Source organism: Chromatiaceae bacterium, from assembly GCA_024235395.1.
Lineage (GTDB): Bacteria > Pseudomonadota > Gammaproteobacteria > Chromatiales > Chromatiaceae > Thiosocius.
In genome coordinates, this window is the sequence record JACKMK010000004.1 from 572,270 (window position 1) to 589,242 (window position 16,973).

The 16,973-nt window shown below is 63.0% G+C and carries 19 protein-coding genes; 11 read left to right on the forward strand and 8 right to left on the reverse strand.

The genetic code is table 11. The annotated features are described in order from the left end of the window. Positions 1–354 precede the first annotated feature (354 nt). Entirely contained in the window at positions 355–570 is a 216-nt protein-coding gene (locus H6955_21100; GenBank protein MCP5316066.1) for a cold-shock protein, read from the forward strand. A gap of 97 nt (positions 571–667) precedes the next feature. Here H6955_21100 and icd read toward each other — a convergent pair whose 3' ends face one another. Continuing rightward, positions 668–1,924, reverse strand: a complete 1,257-nt coding sequence (icd, locus tag H6955_21105; protein MCP5316067.1) for an NADP-dependent isocitrate dehydrogenase — start codon at positions 1,922–1,924, stop codon at positions 668–670. A 73-nt stretch (positions 1,925–1,997) separates the two neighbouring features. Between icd and H6955_21110 the strand changes: the two genes are divergently transcribed. The 7 genes from H6955_21110 (at position 1,998) to purB (ending at position 7,709) form a co-directional block, all read left to right on the forward strand. Beyond that, positions 1,998–2,597, forward strand: coding sequence for a pseudouridine synthase (locus H6955_21110; protein MCP5316068.1), 600 nt, complete (start codon positions 1,998–2,000; stop codon positions 2,595–2,597). A gap of 17 nt (positions 2,598–2,614) precedes the next feature. Then, the gene (locus tag H6955_21115) at positions 2,615–3,061 is read left to right on the forward strand and encodes an NUDIX hydrolase (protein MCP5316069.1); all 447 of its coding nucleotides are present in this window, start codon (positions 2,615–2,617) and stop codon (positions 3,059–3,061) included. Further along, entirely contained in the window at positions 3,048–3,674 is a 627-nt protein-coding gene (locus H6955_21120; GenBank protein MCP5316070.1) for a hypothetical protein, read from the forward strand. Before H6955_21115 ends, H6955_21120 begins: the two co-directional genes overlap by 14 nt. A gap of 85 nt (positions 3,675–3,759) precedes the next feature. Continuing rightward, complete coding sequence (gene mnmA / locus H6955_21125) at positions 3,760–4,833, forward strand: tRNA 2-thiouridine(34) synthase MnmA (GenBank protein ID MCP5316071.1); 1,074 nt, start codon at positions 3,760–3,762, stop codon at positions 4,831–4,833. A gap of 5 nt (positions 4,834–4,838) precedes the next feature. Continuing rightward, positions 4,839–5,468 carry a high frequency lysogenization protein HflD gene (hflD, locus tag H6955_21130; GenBank protein MCP5316072.1) on the forward strand — a complete coding sequence of 210 codons (630 nt, stop codon included), beginning with the start codon at positions 4,839–4,841 and terminating at the stop codon, positions 5,466–5,468. Between the two features lie 69 nt (positions 5,469–5,537). After that, a complete protein-coding gene (locus H6955_21135; protein MCP5316073.1) occupies positions 5,538–6,209 on the forward strand; it encodes a hypothetical protein in 672 nt (223 codons plus the stop codon). Positions 6,210–6,341: 132 nt separating this feature from the next. Next, positions 6,342–7,709 carry an adenylosuccinate lyase gene (purB, locus tag H6955_21140; protein ID MCP5316074.1) on the forward strand — a complete coding sequence of 456 codons (1,368 nt, stop codon included), beginning with the start codon at positions 6,342–6,344 and terminating at the stop codon, positions 7,707–7,709. 80 nt (positions 7,710–7,789) lie between these two features. On the opposite strand, the gene H6955_21145 is transcribed toward purB, so the two are convergent. Next, positions 7,790–8,542, reverse strand: a complete 753-nt coding sequence (locus H6955_21145; protein MCP5316075.1) for an OmpA family protein — start codon at positions 8,540–8,542, stop codon at positions 7,790–7,792. Positions 8,543–8,907: 365 nt separating this feature from the next. On the opposite strand from H6955_21145, the gene H6955_21150 reads away from it, so the two are divergent. From H6955_21150 to H6955_21160, 3 genes are read left to right on the forward strand one after another with little or no spacing between them, the layout of a single operon-like run. Next, complete coding sequence (locus H6955_21150; protein ID MCP5316076.1) at positions 8,908–10,095, forward strand: cupin domain-containing protein; 1,188 nt, start codon at positions 8,908–8,910, stop codon at positions 10,093–10,095. Beyond that, on the forward strand, positions 10,092–10,529 hold the full coding sequence (locus H6955_21155; protein ID MCP5316077.1) for a GNAT family N-acetyltransferase: 438 nt from the start codon (positions 10,092–10,094) through the stop codon (positions 10,527–10,529). Before H6955_21150 ends, H6955_21155 begins: the two co-directional genes overlap by 4 nt. 28 nt (positions 10,530–10,557) lie before the next feature. Further along, a complete protein-coding gene (locus tag H6955_21160; protein ID MCP5316078.1) occupies positions 10,558–11,358 on the forward strand; it encodes a hypothetical protein in 801 nt (266 codons plus the stop codon). Between the two features lies 1 nt (position 11,359). On the opposite strand, the gene H6955_21165 is transcribed toward H6955_21160, so the two are convergent. From H6955_21165 to H6955_21190, 6 genes are all read right to left on the reverse strand, one after another. Further along, the gene (locus H6955_21165; GenBank protein MCP5316079.1) at positions 11,360–11,977 is read right to left on the reverse strand and encodes an NUDIX domain-containing protein; all 618 of its coding nucleotides are present in this window, start codon (positions 11,975–11,977) and stop codon (positions 11,360–11,362) included. A 65-nt stretch (positions 11,978–12,042) separates the two neighbouring features. Then, entirely contained in the window at positions 12,043–13,230 is a 1,188-nt protein-coding gene (gene sat, locus H6955_21170; protein ID MCP5316080.1) for a sulfate adenylyltransferase, read from the reverse strand. 452 nt (positions 13,231–13,682) lie between these two features. Next, positions 13,683–14,405: an orotidine-5'-phosphate decarboxylase gene (gene pyrF, locus H6955_21175; protein MCP5316081.1), complete on the reverse strand. Its 723-nt coding sequence runs from the start codon at positions 14,403–14,405 to the stop codon at positions 13,683–13,685. Positions 14,406–14,431: 26 nt separating this feature from the next. Continuing rightward, complete coding sequence (gene lapB / locus H6955_21180; protein ID MCP5316082.1) at positions 14,432–15,601, reverse strand: lipopolysaccharide assembly protein LapB; 1,170 nt, start codon at positions 15,599–15,601, stop codon at positions 14,432–14,434. A 4-nt stretch (positions 15,602–15,605) separates the two neighbouring features. Further along, on the reverse strand, positions 15,606–15,893 hold the full coding sequence (locus tag H6955_21185; GenBank protein ID MCP5316083.1) for a DUF1049 domain-containing protein: 288 nt from the start codon (positions 15,891–15,893) through the stop codon (positions 15,606–15,608). 85 nt (positions 15,894–15,978) lie between these two features. Continuing rightward, positions 15,979–16,932 carry a flagellar hook-length control protein FliK gene (locus H6955_21190; protein ID MCP5316084.1) on the reverse strand — a complete coding sequence of 318 codons (954 nt, stop codon included), beginning with the start codon at positions 16,930–16,932 and terminating at the stop codon, positions 15,979–15,981. Positions 16,933–16,973 lie beyond the last annotated feature (41 nt).

The following is a 16,973-nucleotide window of genomic DNA, read 5'->3' on the forward strand; positions in this document are numbered from 1 at the left end:
CATCGCCCAGGGCGCGTTGCCGGAATCGCCGTGCCCCCCCGGATCCCAGGCACCGCATGGGTGCGCACGCGGCCGAGCAGATAAAAAAAGGCCCCAAACTGATGCGTTTTGCCTCGCCCGACGATCTAGAATATAGATGATTAAAATATTGCAAGTTCATGTTTAAACTGCTATTTAAGTATATGTTTATTGCCTGCATTAATAAACTGCATCAATGATTGTTGAACATTCGATTGCCCCGGATATACTCCAAATTGGTGCGCATTTAAAAAATCACGCCAGCCGGACAATCGCCACGGCGTGGTTAAAAACAAGAGTGCACCATCGTTGCATGACAATTTCGGAGGAGTGCTTATGGCCACCGGTATCGTAAAGTGGTTCAACAATGCCAAGGGCTACGGCTTCGTGACCCCTGACGACGGCGAGCAGGACGTGTTTGTCCATTTCTCGGCGATCGAAATGGAAGGATACAGAACACTGAAGGAAGGTCAGCGGGTGGAGTTCGAAGTCGAACAAGGCCCCAAGGGTTTGCACGCGCAAAACCTGCATGCCGCTGCGTCGGCCGTGTAGGCCACGCATCATTCGCACCGACTTCGGTGATGAAGAAAAGCCTGCCACTACGGCAGGCTTTTTTGTGTCCCCAACGGCACGGCCTTCACTGATCTCGTCACATATGTGCGATCATCGCGTCGCCGAATGCCGAGCAGCTGAGTAGCGTGGCACCGTCCATCAGCCGTTCGAAATCGTAGGTCACCGTCTTCGCACCGATCGCCTTCTGCATCGCATCGATGATGAGGTCGGCCGCTTCGACCCAACCCATGTGGCGCAGCATCATCTCGGCAGAGAGTATCAGGGACCCTGGATTGACCTTGTCCTGCCCTGCGTACTTTGGTGCGGTACCGTGGGTCGCCTCGAACATCGCGACCGAGTCGGACAGGTTGGCGCCCGGTGCGATACCGATACCACCGACCTGAGCAGCCAGCGCATCCGAGACGTAATCACCGTTCAGGTTCAACGTTGCGATCACGTCGTATTCTTTCGGCCGCAGCAGGATCTGCTGCAGAAACGCATCGGCGATCACGTCCTTGATGACAATCTCACGCCCGCTCTTGGGATTCTTGAAGGTGCACCAGGGACCACCGTCGAGTTCGACCGCACCGAACTCCTCCTTGGCCAGTTCGTAGCCCCATTCCTTGAACGCACCTTCGGTGAACTTCATGATATTGCCCTTGTGCACCAGGGTTACCGAGGCGCGGTCATTGTCGACCGCATACTGGATGGCCTTGCGCACCAGGCGTTTGGTGCCTTCACTGGATACCGGCTTCACGCCGATCCCGGAGGTTTCCGGGAAACGGATTTTGGTAACGCCCATCTCGTTGATCAGGAAATCGATCACCTTTTTGGCCTCGGCGCTGCCCGACTGCCATTCGACACCCGCATAGATGTCCTCCGAGTTCTCCCGGAAGATCACCATATTGGTGTACTCGGGATGCAACAGCGGGCTCGGTGTGCCATTGAAATAGCGCACAGGCCGCAGGCAGACGTACAGGTCGAGTTCCTGACGCAGGGTCACGTTGAGCGAACGGATGCCGCCGCCGACCGGCGTGGTCAGGGGTCCCTTGATCGACACCACGTAATCTTTGACCGCCGCCAGTGTTTCCTCGGGCAGCCAGACCCCCTCGCCGTAAAGGCGGGTTGATTTTTCCCCGGCGTAGACCTCCATCCATGCAATCTTGCGTTTGCCGCCGTAGGCCTTCTCGACAGCGCCATCGACGACCTTGATCATCACCGGGCTGATGTCGACACCGATGCCGTCGCCTTCGATGAAGGGGATAATCGGATTATCGGGAACGTTCAGGGAAAAATCGGCGTTGACGGTGATCTTTTCGCCGTTCGCCGGCACTTGGATTTTGTCGAATGCCATGGGAGTAAAACCATCCACTGTGGGTATTAGATGAGAGCGGATTCTATCACCCGCTCGGCAGCGCTTCACTTGAATGGCTAAATTGATACTCTTCAACAAACCCTACGACGTGCTGTCGCAGTTCACTGACCGCAGCGGTCGTCCGACGTTGGCCGATTACATCGACCGATCGGGCGTGTATCCCGCCGGCCGCCTGGACCGCGACAGCGAAGGCCTGTTGCTGCTCACCGACAATGGCGAGCTGGCTCACCGCCTGACCGCGCCTCACAAGCAGACCTGGAAGACCTACTGGGTGCAGGTCGAGAAGATCCCCGGTGAAGACGACCTGGCACGGCTGCGGCACGGGTTGCAGCTCAACGACGGTCCCACCTTGCCCGCCCGGGCACGCCTGATGCCCGAACCCCGCCTGTGGCCGCGCGATCCCCCGGTCCGGTATCGCGCACGCATCCCGACACAGTGGGTCGAAATCGGTATCCGCGAGGGCCGCAACCGCCAAGTCCGCAGAATGACCGCGGCGATCGGTTTCCCGACCCTGCGTCTGGTCCGCTACGCGGTCGGGGAATGGACGCTGGACGGATTGGCACCGGGCGAATGGCGTACGCTCGAGCTCGCGGCACCGAAACCATCGCGCAGGCCACCGGCGGCCCGACGGCGACCGGACCGGCGCCAGTGAAATGTTAAACTTGCCCGATGCGATGGTCCCCTTTTGTTACCGTGGCCGCGGTGATTCGCCGCGGCGACCGCTATCTGATGGTCGAGGAGCGCCCGGATGGCCGCGCGGTCGTCAATCAGCCCGCCGGACACCTCGAATTCAACGAGACCCTGCAGCAGGCGATCCGACGCGAGGTGCTGGAGGAGACCGGGCACCCCTTCACCCCGGACGGTCTGGTCGGTGTCTACCAATGGACATTGCCGGAGACGAGCCGCAGCTACCTACGATTCTGTTTCAGCGGTAGCGTGGGCGACCCCTCTCCCGGCTACCGTATCGACAGCGACATCAGCGCCGTGCATTGGCTGACGCGCGAGCAGATCGCCGCAGGTGCCCTGCCGGTGCGCAGCCCGATGGTGTTGCGCTGTATCGACGATGCGGCGGTCTCTCGACCTGTTCCGCTGGAGCTGCTGCATGCGATCGGTTGACGGCGTACTGGCCGGCTGGCTGTTGTTGATGCACCCGGTATTCGCCGATCAGGCATACGAGGAGCTGTATCGGCAATACGATTTCCCGGAGGCGCCGAGTCCCAAGGATGTACCGGTCTGCTACGGGCACGGTTGCGCGACGGTGGCCCGGGTCGCGCTCAGCGATCCGCAGTGGCAGCAGGTGAGCACGCATCTGAGCGCTCCGGCCGCCGACCCGGCGGCAGAACGCGAGCAGGTACGCAACGCGATCGCCGAAATGGAACGCGTGGTCGGCGAACTCGCGGGCACCTCCGGAGACCGCGCCGGTGACCTGTCCGGTTTCGGCACGCTGCAACCGCAGATGGATTGCGTCGACGAATCCTCCAACACCACGACCTATCTGACGATCCTCGAACAGGCGGGTCTGTTGCGCTGGCACACGGTGGAACCGCGCGCACATCGTGGTTTCCTGATCGTCGGCGGATGGCCCCATTTCACCGCGGTGTTGCGCGAGACAGGAAACGGGACCCGCTGGACCGTGGATTCGTGGTTCCGAGACAACGGCGCACCGCCGGACGTCGTCGACCTCGAGACCTGGAAGGGCGGCTGGAGGCCCGCGGGATTCGTATTTTGAACGGTCCGGACTGCACCCTGCCGGCATCGCCACGCGCACCGCGTCGCCGCACGCCCATGAAGGCAGCGCGAGGCACCGGCGTTTGATGAAACCGGGCAAGGTGATCGTGGGTCTTTCCGGTGGCGTGGATTCGTCGGTCGCCGCATTGCAGCTCCTGCAACAGGGCTGGTCGGTCGAGGGCCTGTTCATGAAGAACTGGGAGGAAGACGACGACGCCGACTACTGCAGCGCCGCCGAGGATCTCGCCGACGCGCGCGCGGTCGCCGACCTGCTTGGCATCACTTTGCGCACGGTCAATTTCGCGACCGAGTACTGGGACCGCGTGTTTGCGTATTTTCTCGCGGAGTACAAGGCCGGGCACACACCCAATCCCGACGTGTTGTGCAACCGTGAGATCAAGTTCAAGGCGTTCCTCGACCATGCACTGACACTCGGCGCCGAGCGGATTGCGACCGGTCACTACGCGGGCGTGCGCTGCGGCGCGGACGGTTGTCAGCTGCTGCGTGCCCACGACGACAACAAGGATCAGAGTTATTTCCTTTACATGCTCGGCCAGCGCGCCTTGCAGCACAGCCTCTTTCCGCTGTCCGGACTCGACAAGGCGGAGGTCCGCGAGATTGCCCGCGCTGCCGGTTTCCCGAATCACAAGAAGAAGGACAGTACCGGGATCTGCTTCATCGGCGAGCGACGCTTTCGCGACTTTCTGAGCCGTTACCTGCCGGCCAGCCCGGGCCCCATTCGCACCAGCGACGGCGAAGTGATCGGCCGTCACCAGGGTCTGATGTACTACACCCTGGGTCAGCGCCACGGACTCGGTATCGGCGGTGTCGCGGATGCTCCCGACGAACCCTGGTACGTCGTCGGCAAGGACCTGCCGAACAACGCCTTGATCGTCGCACAGGGACACGACAACCCATTGCTGTACCGTGACCGACTCACTGCGCATCAGGTACATTGGGTCAACCGGCCGCCGACCACGGCATCCTTCGCGTGCAAGGCACGCTGTCGCCATCGGCAACCCTTGCAGGATTGTGTCGTCACCGTCACCCGGGATCGACTGACCGCAGACTTTGCGCAGGCGCAGCGTGCGCTGACGCCCGGCCAGTCGATCGTGCTGTACGACGGTGAGGTCTGCCTGGGTGGCGGCATCATCGAGTAGTGCCCATGTCCAACTACACGCACACTGATCGGGTCGTCGCATTGGCCGGGGTCTTCCAGGGGGCCTGGCTGGCGCACCGGATCGCGGCAACCGGCAGTTGCGACGCGCGGGTATTTGCGACCAGTCGATTGTCACTGTTCGACTTCGCGCCCGATTCCGTGGCCTCGGTGTTTGGCGGTACGGCCGGCGTCGAATTCGGTCTGCGCGTACTCGCACAGCACCTCGAAAGCCCCCGCAGGAGCGACTTCGAGGTGTCGCGATATGTCATCTCGGTCGTCCATCTGAGCGACCGACTGCGGCGCGACGAGTCCAGCGTGCGTCAGTTGGGTGACGATCTTGCGGCCCTGGCGAGACGGCTGCAGCACTTCGATCTGGGTGAATCGGTCGAGAACGAGCAACTGGCCGCCATCTACCAGGAACGCATCAGCATCCTCGGTCCGCGCATCATGGTACGTGGCGAGCCGATGCACCTGCAGAACCCGGAAAACGCCGCCCGCATCCGCGTTGCGTTGCTCGCGGGGATACGCGCGGCAGTATTGTGGCGCCAGGCCGGGGGCAAAAAATGGCAGTTGCTTCTGAAGCGCCGCGCGATTGCGGCCCTAGCGCGTGAACTGGTCGACAAAATCGACCACTGATGGACCTTGCATCGCCGCACCCGGGGTGATTCACTCGGCGGCGTTTTTTTATAGATGCCGGAGAAGTACATGAAGATCTACGCCATAGCCATGCTCAGCCTGCCCCTGCTGCTCGGCGCATGCAGCGAATCCAGCGATCAACAGGGAGCGGACAACGGCACGTCCGGCAGCGAGCTCAAATCGCAGGCCAAGGTCTGGACCGAAGAGACCAAGAAACTCGGCGCGGCCGCATGGGATTCCACCAAGGAGGCCGCAAGCGACGCAGCCGAGAAGAGCAAGGTCTACTACGAGACCGCCAAGGAAAAGACCGCGGACGCCTACGAGGCCACCAAGGAAGCCACGGTGAACGCCTACGAGGCCACCAAGGAGAAGAGCAGCGAACTCTACGAGTCGGCCAAAGAGGCGACCAGCGAGGCCTATCAGGCAACCAAGGAGAAAAGCACCGAACTCTACGAGTCGGCCAGACAGGCCACCGGTGAGGCCTACGATACGACCCGGGAGAAGAGCGGCGAGCTCTACGAGTCGGCCAAGCAAAGTACCGGTGAGACCTACGAAGCCGCCAAGGAATCCAGCGGCGAGCTGTACGAATCGGCGAAACAGAGCACCGGCGAGGCCTACGAGGCAACCAAGGAGACGAGCATCGAGGCATACGACGCGGCCAAGGAAAAAGGCGCCGAGATCATCGATGACGCGCAACAGCAGCAGCGCGAGAGCGACGGCATTCCCAAGGTCGCCGATTGATCCGTCGGCGATTCGGCTCCGAAACCCGGCCCAGGCCGGGTTTTTTGTGGCCCGATCCCGGACAGGGGCGCACAGCGTTTCGACCACCCAGTATACTGCGCGACCTGTCTTAAATTTCGGAGACCGTCTCCCATGGAGCTCAGCAGCCTCACCGCGATTTCACCCCTCGACGGTCGGTATGCCGACAAGACGCGCGATCTGCGGCCGGTATTCAGCGAATTCGGCCTCATCCGTCATCGCGTCACCGTCGAGGTTCGCTGGCTGCTCTCGCTTGCGGCACACCCGCAGATCGAAGAGGTTCCACCGTTCAGCGACGACACCAAGGCGCAGTTGCAGCAGATCATTGCGGATTTCTCGGAACCGGACGCCGAACGGGTCAAGACGATCGAGCGAACCACCAATCACGACGTCAAGGCGGTCGAATATTTCCTGAAAGAGAAGATCGCCGGCAATGCGGAACTCGAGCGGGTCAGCGAGTTCGTGCATTTCGCCTGCACGTCGGAGGACATCAACAACCTGTCCCACGCGTTGATGCTCTCCGAGGGCCGCGATCAGGTGCTGTTGCCAAAGGCCGATCGCGTCATCGATGCCATCCGCTCGCTGGCACATTCCTACGCAGCCCAACCGATGCTGTCGCGCACCCACGGACAGCCGGCCTCACCAACGACGCTTGGCAAAGAGATGGCAAACGTCGTGGCGCGGCTGCGCCGGCAACGCGAGCAGATTGCCGCGGTGCGCATGCTGGGCAAGATCAACGGTGCCGTCGGCAACTACAACGCACACCTTTCCGCCTACCCGGAGATCGACTGGGCGGCGCATGCCCAACAGTTCGTCGAATCGCTCGGCATCACCTGGAACCCCTACACGATCCAGATCGAACCGCACGACTACATGGCCGAGCTGTTCGATGCAGTCGCCCGATTCAACACCATCCTGATCGATTTCTGTCGGGACGTCTGGAGCTACATATCCATCGGCTATTTCAAGCAGAAGACGGTCGCTGGCGAAGTCGGTTCATCGACCATGCCGCACAAGGTCAACCCGATCGATTTCGAGAATGCCGAAGGCAACCTGGGGATCGCCAACGCGCTGCTTGATCATCTCGCCGGTAAACTCCCGGTGTCACGCTGGCAGCGCGATCTCACCGATTCCACCGTGTTGCGTAACATGGGCGTCGGGTTTGCATACTCGACCCTGGCGTGGCAATCGGCACTGCGAGGTATCGGCAAACTCGAGGTCGACGCCGCACGCCTGCTGGCCGATCTGGACGCCAATTGGGAAGTCCTCGCGGAACCGATCCAGACTGTGATGCGCCGCTACGGCATCGAACAGCCCTATGAGAAACTCAAGGCACTAACTCGCGGTCAACGCATCGACCAAGCGGGGATGCAGACGTTCATCGATGGCCTCGAACTGCCCGAGCCCGTGAAGTCCTCGCTGAAACAGTTGACCCCTGCGACCTACATCGGCACGGCCGCAGAGCAGGCGCGGAACATCTGACGCACTGCGCGACGACGGCAGCGCGCATAAAAAAGCCGCACCTGCGAAGGTGCGGCTTTTTTCCGTCCGGGTCGACGGGATCAGCGCGTGAGGATCTCGACGCGCCGGTTCATTGCACGCCCATCACGGGTGCCGTTATCCGCAACCGGGGCACTCTCGCCCATGCCGCGCACCGTGATGCTCGACTCGCTGATGCCCTTGCCAGCGAGGTAGTCGGCGGCGGCCTGCGCACGGCGCTCCGACAGACCCTGGTTGTAACCCTCAGGACCCGTGCTGTCGGTGTGACCCACGACCTCCAGGGTTTCCGAACCCGGCGAGGCACTGATCTTGGCGGCCACATCGTCCAGTTCAGATTCCATCGCAGGCTTGAGCGTCGCGCTGTCGAAATCGAAGTGGTCGGCGGTCACGTTGATCACGACATCACCGGCGATCTCGCATCCACGGGCGTCCACCTTGGTACCCGCACGGGTTCCGGGGCAGTCGTCCATGTAGTCGGGGACACCGTCTCCGTCACTGTCCAGCGGACAACCAACGGCGTTGACCGCAACACCCTGTGGCGTATTCGGGCACTGGTCCTTGCTGTCCGGCACACCGTCACCATCGGCATCGCCATCCATCGCTTTCATCTCTTTGGCGCCGCAGTTGCCGGTGCTCGACATACCGCCCACGCCTTCCCAGCATTCGCCAAAGTTGTTGACCACGCCCATGCCACCCGGCGTCGTGACGAAGGGTCCGTCGTCGGCTGCCTGCACAGACGCTGCGGAGAGACCGATCACCAGTCCCACCGGCGCCAGAATCGCCGCGACCTTGTTCTTACCCGCATTATCAAACATGGATTTCCTCCCCAGCTTGTTGGTATTTCGCGGCAGCGTCGCGTTTCGAGTATCAGCCAGCCACCGTTGCCCGAGCGTGTCCTTCGATACCTGACTCGGTCTGGGGCATTAAACCAGCTATTCGGTTAACTTCAAGCCCTGGACAGCGATTTCCCGCGGCAGTGCACGGTATCTCCCCGGGTTCGACACTGTTCGGCGCAAAATCGGCCGCTTTTTCCGTTCCAACCGGGGCATCGCGCCGACTGCGTCGTGCGACACAATGCAGGATATGATCGGCGCGGCCGACAGGCGGTAGCGATTCGCCCCCGGCGAAATTTCGCCTCCGGCAGGAGGTGGCTCAAGCGGCAGCTGTGTTGGAGATCCTTATGCGACCGAGTCTTTGTCGCGTCACGCTACCTGATGGTATCGATGGCGCGAGTTTCCTGAGCGAGTACTGGCAACGACGCCCGCTTCTGATGCGCGCGGCACTGCCCCGCACCTGCTTCCCGCTGGCGGCCGAGGAACTTGCGGGGCTGGCCTGCGAAGCGGAGTTCGAGTCACGCCTGCTGATCGAACGCGGTCCGGACGACTGGGAACTGCGCCACGGGCCATTCGACGAGGCGACATTCGCCGCGCTGCCCGAGCGCCGGTGGACGCTGCTCGTCCAGGACGTCGACAAGTTCGTACCGGAGGTGGCCGACCTGATCGACGCGTTCGACTTCGTGCCGCTGTGGCGCATCGACGACGTGATGATCAGCTACGCCGCCGACCAGGGCGGTGTCGGCCCGCATATCGATGCCTATGACGTGTTCCTGATGCAGGCACAGGGACGGCGCCGCTGGCGCCTGAGTTACGCCAGCTACCACGACGACGATCTGGTGCCGGGGATAGACCAACGCATCCTGGCACGGTTCCAGACCGACGACGAATGGATACTGGAGCCGGGCGACATCCTTTACCTGCCGGCAGGCGTGGCGCACTGGGGGATCGCGGAAGGGCCATGCATGACCTACTCGCTCGGCTTTCGCGCTCCCAGCCAGCAGGAGCTCGCCGGCGACTGGTTCCAACACCTGGTATCGCTCGCCGGTGGCCAGCGTCTCCAGGACCCGACAGATCTACGCATCGACGACCGGGGTCGGCTGACCGAGGGTACCTACGCCCAGGCGGCGCGCGTGTTGCGCGCACTCCCGTCGTGCGATTCGGGCGAGTTCATGCTGTGGTTGGGCCGCTACCTCACCGAACCGAAGCCGCAGTTCCAGATAGAGCCGCCCGATGCGCGGTATCGGTCGAGCGAGTTGGAGGCGATGCTTGCACGCAACGAAGACCTGATGCGTCATCCATTTGCGCGATTGTGCTGGACGACGTTCGGCGACGACCAGGTCGTGCTGTACTGCCAGGGCAGCTCTCACCTGCTTCCGAAGCCGCTGGGCGGGCTCGTGCAGTATCTGGCCGGACACCGTCGCCTGGACGCGACCGACCTGGTCGCACACTGTGCGGCCTCGTCCGCAGCCTCCGATCTGCTGCTCGAGCTGATCAACGACGGTATCCTGGAACCGGAATCGACCCTGCCATGAACGCAACGATCGAACAGGTCTGCTGGGATACGCACGCCGCCCGCCTGTATGCAATCCGCCACGCCGTGTTCGTCGTCGAGCAGCAGGTACCCGAATCGCTGGAACGCGATGAGCACGACGCCGGTGCGCTGCACCTGCTGGCGAGCATCCCCGGTACCGGCGACGTGGGCACTGCACGCATGTTGGGCAACGGTCATATCGGTCGGATGGCGGTACTGCCGGCGTGGCGCGGACGCGGTATCGGCAGCGCACTGTTGCGACGCATGATCACGGTCGCGGGCGAGCGCGGTCTGCATCAGGTGCGGCTGCACGCACAGTGTCGCGCAGAGGGATTCTATCGGCAGTTCGGCTTTGTCCCGGAAGGTGAGGTGTTCGTCGACGCCGGGATAGACCACCGTTGCATGCGTCTGCGCCTCGATGGTCAACCGGGTTAAACTGGCGCTTTGCGACGGAGCCGCCTGAATGCATCGAGTCCTCTCCGTACTCCTCCTGGTGATCGCGACAGGCGCATTGGCCGCCGGCCGCGAGACAATGGTCCTGCAGGTCGTCTACCCGTCGGCAGCCGAATTGTTGCCGTCGCTGGAACCGCTGCTCAGCGAGGGCAGCCGGATCAGCGCGCATCACGATCGCCTGGTCGTGAACGCGACCAGCGATGAGATCGCCACGGTGCGCAATGCCGTCAGGGCACTGGATCGCCCGCCGCGTCGCCTGCTGATCGAGGTTCGCCGGCAGGGCAGCCAGTCATTGTCCGCGACCGGCCAGGACCCGCGAGGCGGCACGCCGCCCGGTTTCGGTCCCGAATCCCGGCGCCAGCCTGTGCGCGGCCCGGCTATCCGCGAGATCCACACCCGCGGTCACTTCGACGAGACCCAGCGCGTGCGTGCGCTCGACAGACGTCCTGCACTGGTACGTCTTACCCAGGCGGTACCGGTGCAGCAGGTCGAATTGCTGCCCTACGGGGTCGGTTTTTCCCAGCGCTACCAGGCGGATTACCGGGAGACCGCCAGCGGCTTCTGGGTGTTGCCGGAGGTACGGGGCGATCAGGTGACGGTCCGCGTCCGACAGTCCGCAGAGCACCCGATCGACATCCGGTTTACGGGGCAGCAGGTCGACACGGTGTTGCAGGGGCGACTCGGCGAGTGGCTGCCGCTGGCCTCTACCGGTGACGTGCAGTCCGGCGGTGCCACCCCGGATGGCTGGAACGCCAGCACGCGACGCGCCAGCGACTGGGCGATGGAACTGCGCGTGATCGCGGTCGATTGACTCAGCCGCCGGGGGCGGCGTCCGGGCCCCACTCGGCGATCAGGCCGGCGCGGTTTGCCTCCAGCCACTGCAGGGTGATGATCACGCTGGTCGTGTTCAGGCGCCCGAACAACTCGGCAACCGCCTCGGCGCGCGGCATCACGACCACCCGCATCTCCTCGCCCTCGTGCTCCAGACCGTAGACACCCTCGACGCCGTCCGCATCGACCCAGCCGCAGTAAAGATGGATGCGCTCGACGGACATGCCCGGGCTGACGATGAACTCGCCGATCGGCGTCAGTGCCTTGAGCGTACAGCCGGTCTCCTCGATCACTTCGCGGCGCGCCACTTCCTGCGGGGTCTCGTGCAGCGTGTCGCAGAAACCGGATACGACCTCGATAGACCACGGCGGCTCGATCCGACCCATCAGGCCGACGCGAAACTGTTCGACCAGTACCACCCGGTCGCGGCGCGGGTCGTACAGCATCACGGCGACCGCTGCGAGGCCCTCGATGCGTTCGCGCATGATCTCGCCGCACCAGCCACCGTGGAAGCTCGAATGCCGCAGACGATAGCGGTTCATCTTGAAGTAACCGTCGAACACGGTCTCGTTGCGGATGACCTCGTATTTCTTTTCCATGACGGCGCCAAAAAAAAAGCCCGCTCGATTGAGCGGGCTCATTATGACGCAATGCCTGCGGCGTATCAGTTCAACGACTGATAATAATCGATCAGGATCTGCGCGACCTCGGGGCGGGAAAACTCCTTCGGCGGTGCGACGCCGTTGCCCAGCATCTCGCGCACCTTGGTGCCGGACAACAGGACGAAATCGTCCTTTTGGTGATCCGGCGCCTCGCACATCATCACGACCTTGTTCAGTTTCTTCGACCAGGCGGTGTGATCGGCCTTGAAGATCTCGATCTCGAGTGCGCCGGCCGGCACCTCGTCTTCGAAGATCGTCTGCGCGTCGAACGCGCCGTAGTAATCGCCGACGCCGGCGTGGTCACGACCGATGATGAAATGCGTCGCACCCATGTTCTGACGGAAGTAGGCGTGCAGCACGGCCTCCCGCGGACCGGCGTACAGCATGTCGAAGCCGTAGCCCGTGACCATCGCGCTGTTGGGTGGGAAGTAGAGCTCGACCATCTTGCGGATCGCCGCATCGCGCACCGGAGCGGGAATGTCGCCCGGCTTCAGCTTGCCCAGCAACATGTGGATCACCAGACCGTCGCAGCCGAGACGGTCCATCGCCATGTGACACAGCTCTTCGTGCGCCAGGTGCATCGGGTTGCGGGTCTGGAACGCGACGATCTTCTTCCAGCCACGCTCCTGGATCTCGTTGCGGATCTCGACGGCGGTGCGGAAGGTGTCCGGGAAATCGGTAATGAAATACGAGAAGTTCAGCACCTGGATCGAACCGGAAACGGCGACGCGGCCCTGCGAATTGAATGCCGCGACGCCCGGATGCTCCGGATCGGTCGTGCGATAGACCTTCTCGGTCATGATTCGCATCTGCTCGTCGGTCACCTGCTCGATCGCGTCGATGTCCATGACCGCGAGTACCGGGTTGCCCTCGACGTTCGGATCGCGCAGTGCGATGCGTTTGGCGTTGCCGATCGCATCGGTGTTTTCCACCAGGCACATCACCGGCACCGGGAAGAACGAGCCGTCGCTCAGGCGCATGCTCTGCGCGGCGCCCATCGCGTCGGCGACGTTCATGAAACCGGTCAGCGGGTTGAAGTAACCGGCGCCCATCATGACGGCGTTGCCGGCGGCCTGGGAGCTGATCACCACCGATGGCAGACTCTCTGCCTCGTGGCTGATCGCATCGTGCTTGTCCGAGTCGTAGACGAACAGCGGGTGCAGTGTGTCGGATCCGACAGGCTTGATCATTCGGGAACCTCCTGGAAGGTCGTAGTGCGGGGGCTTTCAGCCCGTCCGGGTCGATTGTGGGCAACCGAAACGCGTCAACTAACCTCTTGTATTAATTAACAATCGGCTAACTATATTCCGATACCCTTATAAACTGGCGGATTAAACTACCAAACCTGACCCATTCGTGTGCAATGGTTCTTTTTATGTAGCGGTAAAAAATCGCCGGGAGCGATTTTTCACGAGCGCAGCGAGCCCGGAGGGTGGCCCACAGGGATGTGGGCCATCAATAATCGCCGGGAGCGATTTTGACTACGGGCATCCTGCCTTCGCCCTGGCGGGCCGGCCTGCGGCCGTTGCGCAACGTTCCAGACGATGCGCTCACGAGCGCAGCGAGCCCGGAGGGTGGCCCACAGGGATGTGGGCCATCAATAATCGCCGGGAGCGATTTCGACTGCGGACAGGCCGAGCGCTCAGCCGAGCGCGCCTGCAACCTCTGCGTTGATCGCCGCCAGGCTGGCCGCCGGATCCGAGGCCGCGGTGATGGGTCGGCCGACGACGAGATAATTCGCGCCGGCGCGGATCGCATCGCCCGGCGTCATGATGCGCCGCTGGTCGTCTGTCGACGACCCGACCGGTCGCACGCCGGGTGTCACCAGCTGGAATCCGGGACTGCGTTCGGCGCGCAAAGCGGCGACCTCGAGCGGCGAACAGACGACACCGTCGAGGCCGCTCTGCTCACTGAGCGCCGCCAGGCGCAGCACATTGTCTGCGGGCGATCCGCCCAACCCGACCTCGGCGATGTCTTCCTGTGCCAGGCTCGTGAGAATCGTCACCGCGATCAGCAGCGGCCGCGAGTCGATCTGCGCCAGGCGTTCGGCCGCGGCACTCATCATGCGTCGCCCCCCCGAGGCATGCACGTTGATCATCCAGACCCCGAGGTCCGCCGCAGCGGCGCAGGCTGCGGCGACCGTGTTCGGGATGTCGTGGTACTTGAGGTCGAGAAACACCTCGAATCCACGCCCGACCACCTGCTCGACCAACGCCGGCCCGGCGCGGGTGAACAACTCCTTGCCGATCTTCACCCGGCACTGCGTCGCGTCGAGTCGCTCGAGCAGATCGAGCGCTGGTGCCGGTGCCGGAAAATCGAGCGCGACGATGACGCGCGGTTCGGTGCTTTGCTGGTAGTCACTCATCGATGTGTCCGGATCGCTCCCTGGTCTCATGGTTCGGCATCGCCGCCCGATCGGCGTTTCAGCGTGCTCCAGCGGCGACAGCTCGGACATTGCCAATGCAGCGTCTTGGCCGCGAACCCGCAGTTCGTACATTGATACAGCGGATTCTGCTCCAGCAGGCGCCGGATATGTGGCCGCAGGCTTTCGAGGAACTGAATCGAGTGGCCTTCGGGGAGACGGGAATGCAGCTCGATGCTGCGCAGCAAGAGCGTCAGGCTCGGCTCGCGCGCCAGCTGTTCCGCCAGATAACTGGCCGCCGCGGCCTCGCCCTCCTGTTCCTTGATCAGGTCTGCGGTTGCGAGTTCCGCGCCCACGCCGGGACGCGTCGCGGCGACCTCCTGGAGATAACTGCGCAACTCCTGCAGTTCACCGAGTTGCCGGTAACCGGCGACGATCTCGGGCAACACCTCGGGCAGATACGACGCCTCCTGCTCGACGGTCTGCCGCAGCAGTTTGATCGCCGTGCGATGGTCACCCTGCAGGCTCGCGAACTGTGCCTGCAGGTGGTTTGCCCGCACGCAACCGCGATAGATGCCGAGCGCCTTCTTCAGGTGTGCATGTGCGTCGGACATCCGGCCCTGTGCCTTGGCACACAGCGCCAGTTCGCAGTGATAGTGCGATTTCTGCAGCTGCATCTTGTCGCCGGTGATCGATTCCAGCTGGTCCGTGACGTCCAGGCACGCCTGCCAGTCCTGTTCCTTCTCGTAGATGATGCGCAGGTTCTTGAGTGCCGGTTTGACGTGCAGCTTGGTCTCTTTCAGTTCGCGGAAGAGGTTTTCGGCACGGTCGAACAGACCGGCGCGCATATAGTCCTGCCCCAACTCGAGCAGCGCCTGCGCACGCTGTTCCCGCGTCAATGCCGGACGCGCTATCAGATTCTGGTGTATGCGGATCGCACGCTCGACCTCGCCACGCCGGCGAAACAGGCTGCCCAAGGCGAGGTGCGTCTCGACCGTATCGCTGTCGACCTCGAGCATCTCCACGAACGCATCGATCGCCTTGTCGGGTTCTTCGTTCAGCAGATGGTTGAGACCGCGAAAATACACCGGACCCGTCTCGCCAACGCACTGCCCCTTTTCCTTGGTCGCACTCTTGCGCGCAGCGAACCACCCGGAGGCGGCCGCCACTGGCAACAACAAGAGGAGCAGTTCCTGCACTGAATCAGCGTCCCTTGATCGGCATGGCGCGCAGGTTTTTCACCTCTTCGCTGACCAGACGCGTCTTGCGCCGAAGATCGGCGTTCTCCTTTTTCACGCGCATGAAATACACCATGCCTGCCAGTCCGCCGAGCAGGATGCCGCAACCCAGCGCCAGCAACAGCAGCAGGGACAACGGCAGTTCCGGTGTCATGAAATAGAGATCTACGCGCACCGGTGTGTCGTTGATGATCGCGAAACTCGCACCGACGATCATGAACAGCAACAACAGCAGCAGTTTGACGATAACCAAGGCCACTTCCCCCACGCACGAAAACCGGCCTGACAGGCCGGTGTTCATGATAACAAGGAAAGCAAAGTGCGGTGGTTGCGCCGCTTCAGACGAACAGATCGACCAGCCCGTTCGCGACCGGGGTCATCGACTGCGCACCGGCCCCGGTTTCGGGATCGGGCATTTCGTCGAGGGGCGCACCGGCGAAACCACCCTGTGCTCTCGGGTCGCCCGCTCGCCCCCCTTGCTGCGCGCCCGAATCGTTGACGTCGGCGCGCACCAGGTTCAACGACTGCTGATCGAACATCTCGCGCAGACGCGGCAGGGCTGCCTCCAGGGCCTCCTTGACGGCGGCGTGGTGGGTGATGAACGAGACGCTGGTCTGGTCATTCTGCACGCTGACCCTGACCTCCAGGGGACCCAGATTCGGCGGGTTCAACTTCAGCTTGGCGAACTGCTGGTCGCCCTGCACCATCCACATCACGCGGTCGGCGATCGCCCGGTCCCACCCCTTCCCGGCCACCGCCTGTGGGACCACCATGTCGAGCAGGCTGCTCGCAAGCTGGGCGGGAAGCGGTGAACTCGGTGATGCCCCGTTGCCGGCCTGCAGAGGCGTCAGCGCCTGCAGGATCTGCATCGGCGAATCCAGCCGCTCCAGTCCGGACATCACGGAGGGTACGACCGGGACCGGAACGCCTGCGGCGGCGCCCCTGCCCTCGCCCTGCGGTACGCTGGACACCGCATCGCCGGTGGCCTGTGAAAACCGGTCGCGCAGCACCGCAAGGAACGGCTGTTCAGGCCGCTCCGCGGCGACCTTGTCGAGGAGCGACCTTGCCGCCTGCGGCAAGTTCATGCCGCCAGTCACCAACTCGTCGAGCTGTTGCAGCAGTGGTGGCGACAGCTGTAGCAGCATCGCCTGCAACTCGCCGCCGGCACCGACGGCCGGGTCCTCGACGGCCTCCAGCAGGTTCAGCAAGGTCGCTGTCGAGTCGTTCCGGGCCGCACCCTGCGGACTCACCAGACCCTGAACGGCCGACCCCAGCATGGACAACTGGAACATGATCTGTCTTCCACGTCCGATTGAGATGGCCAAGGTGCTGC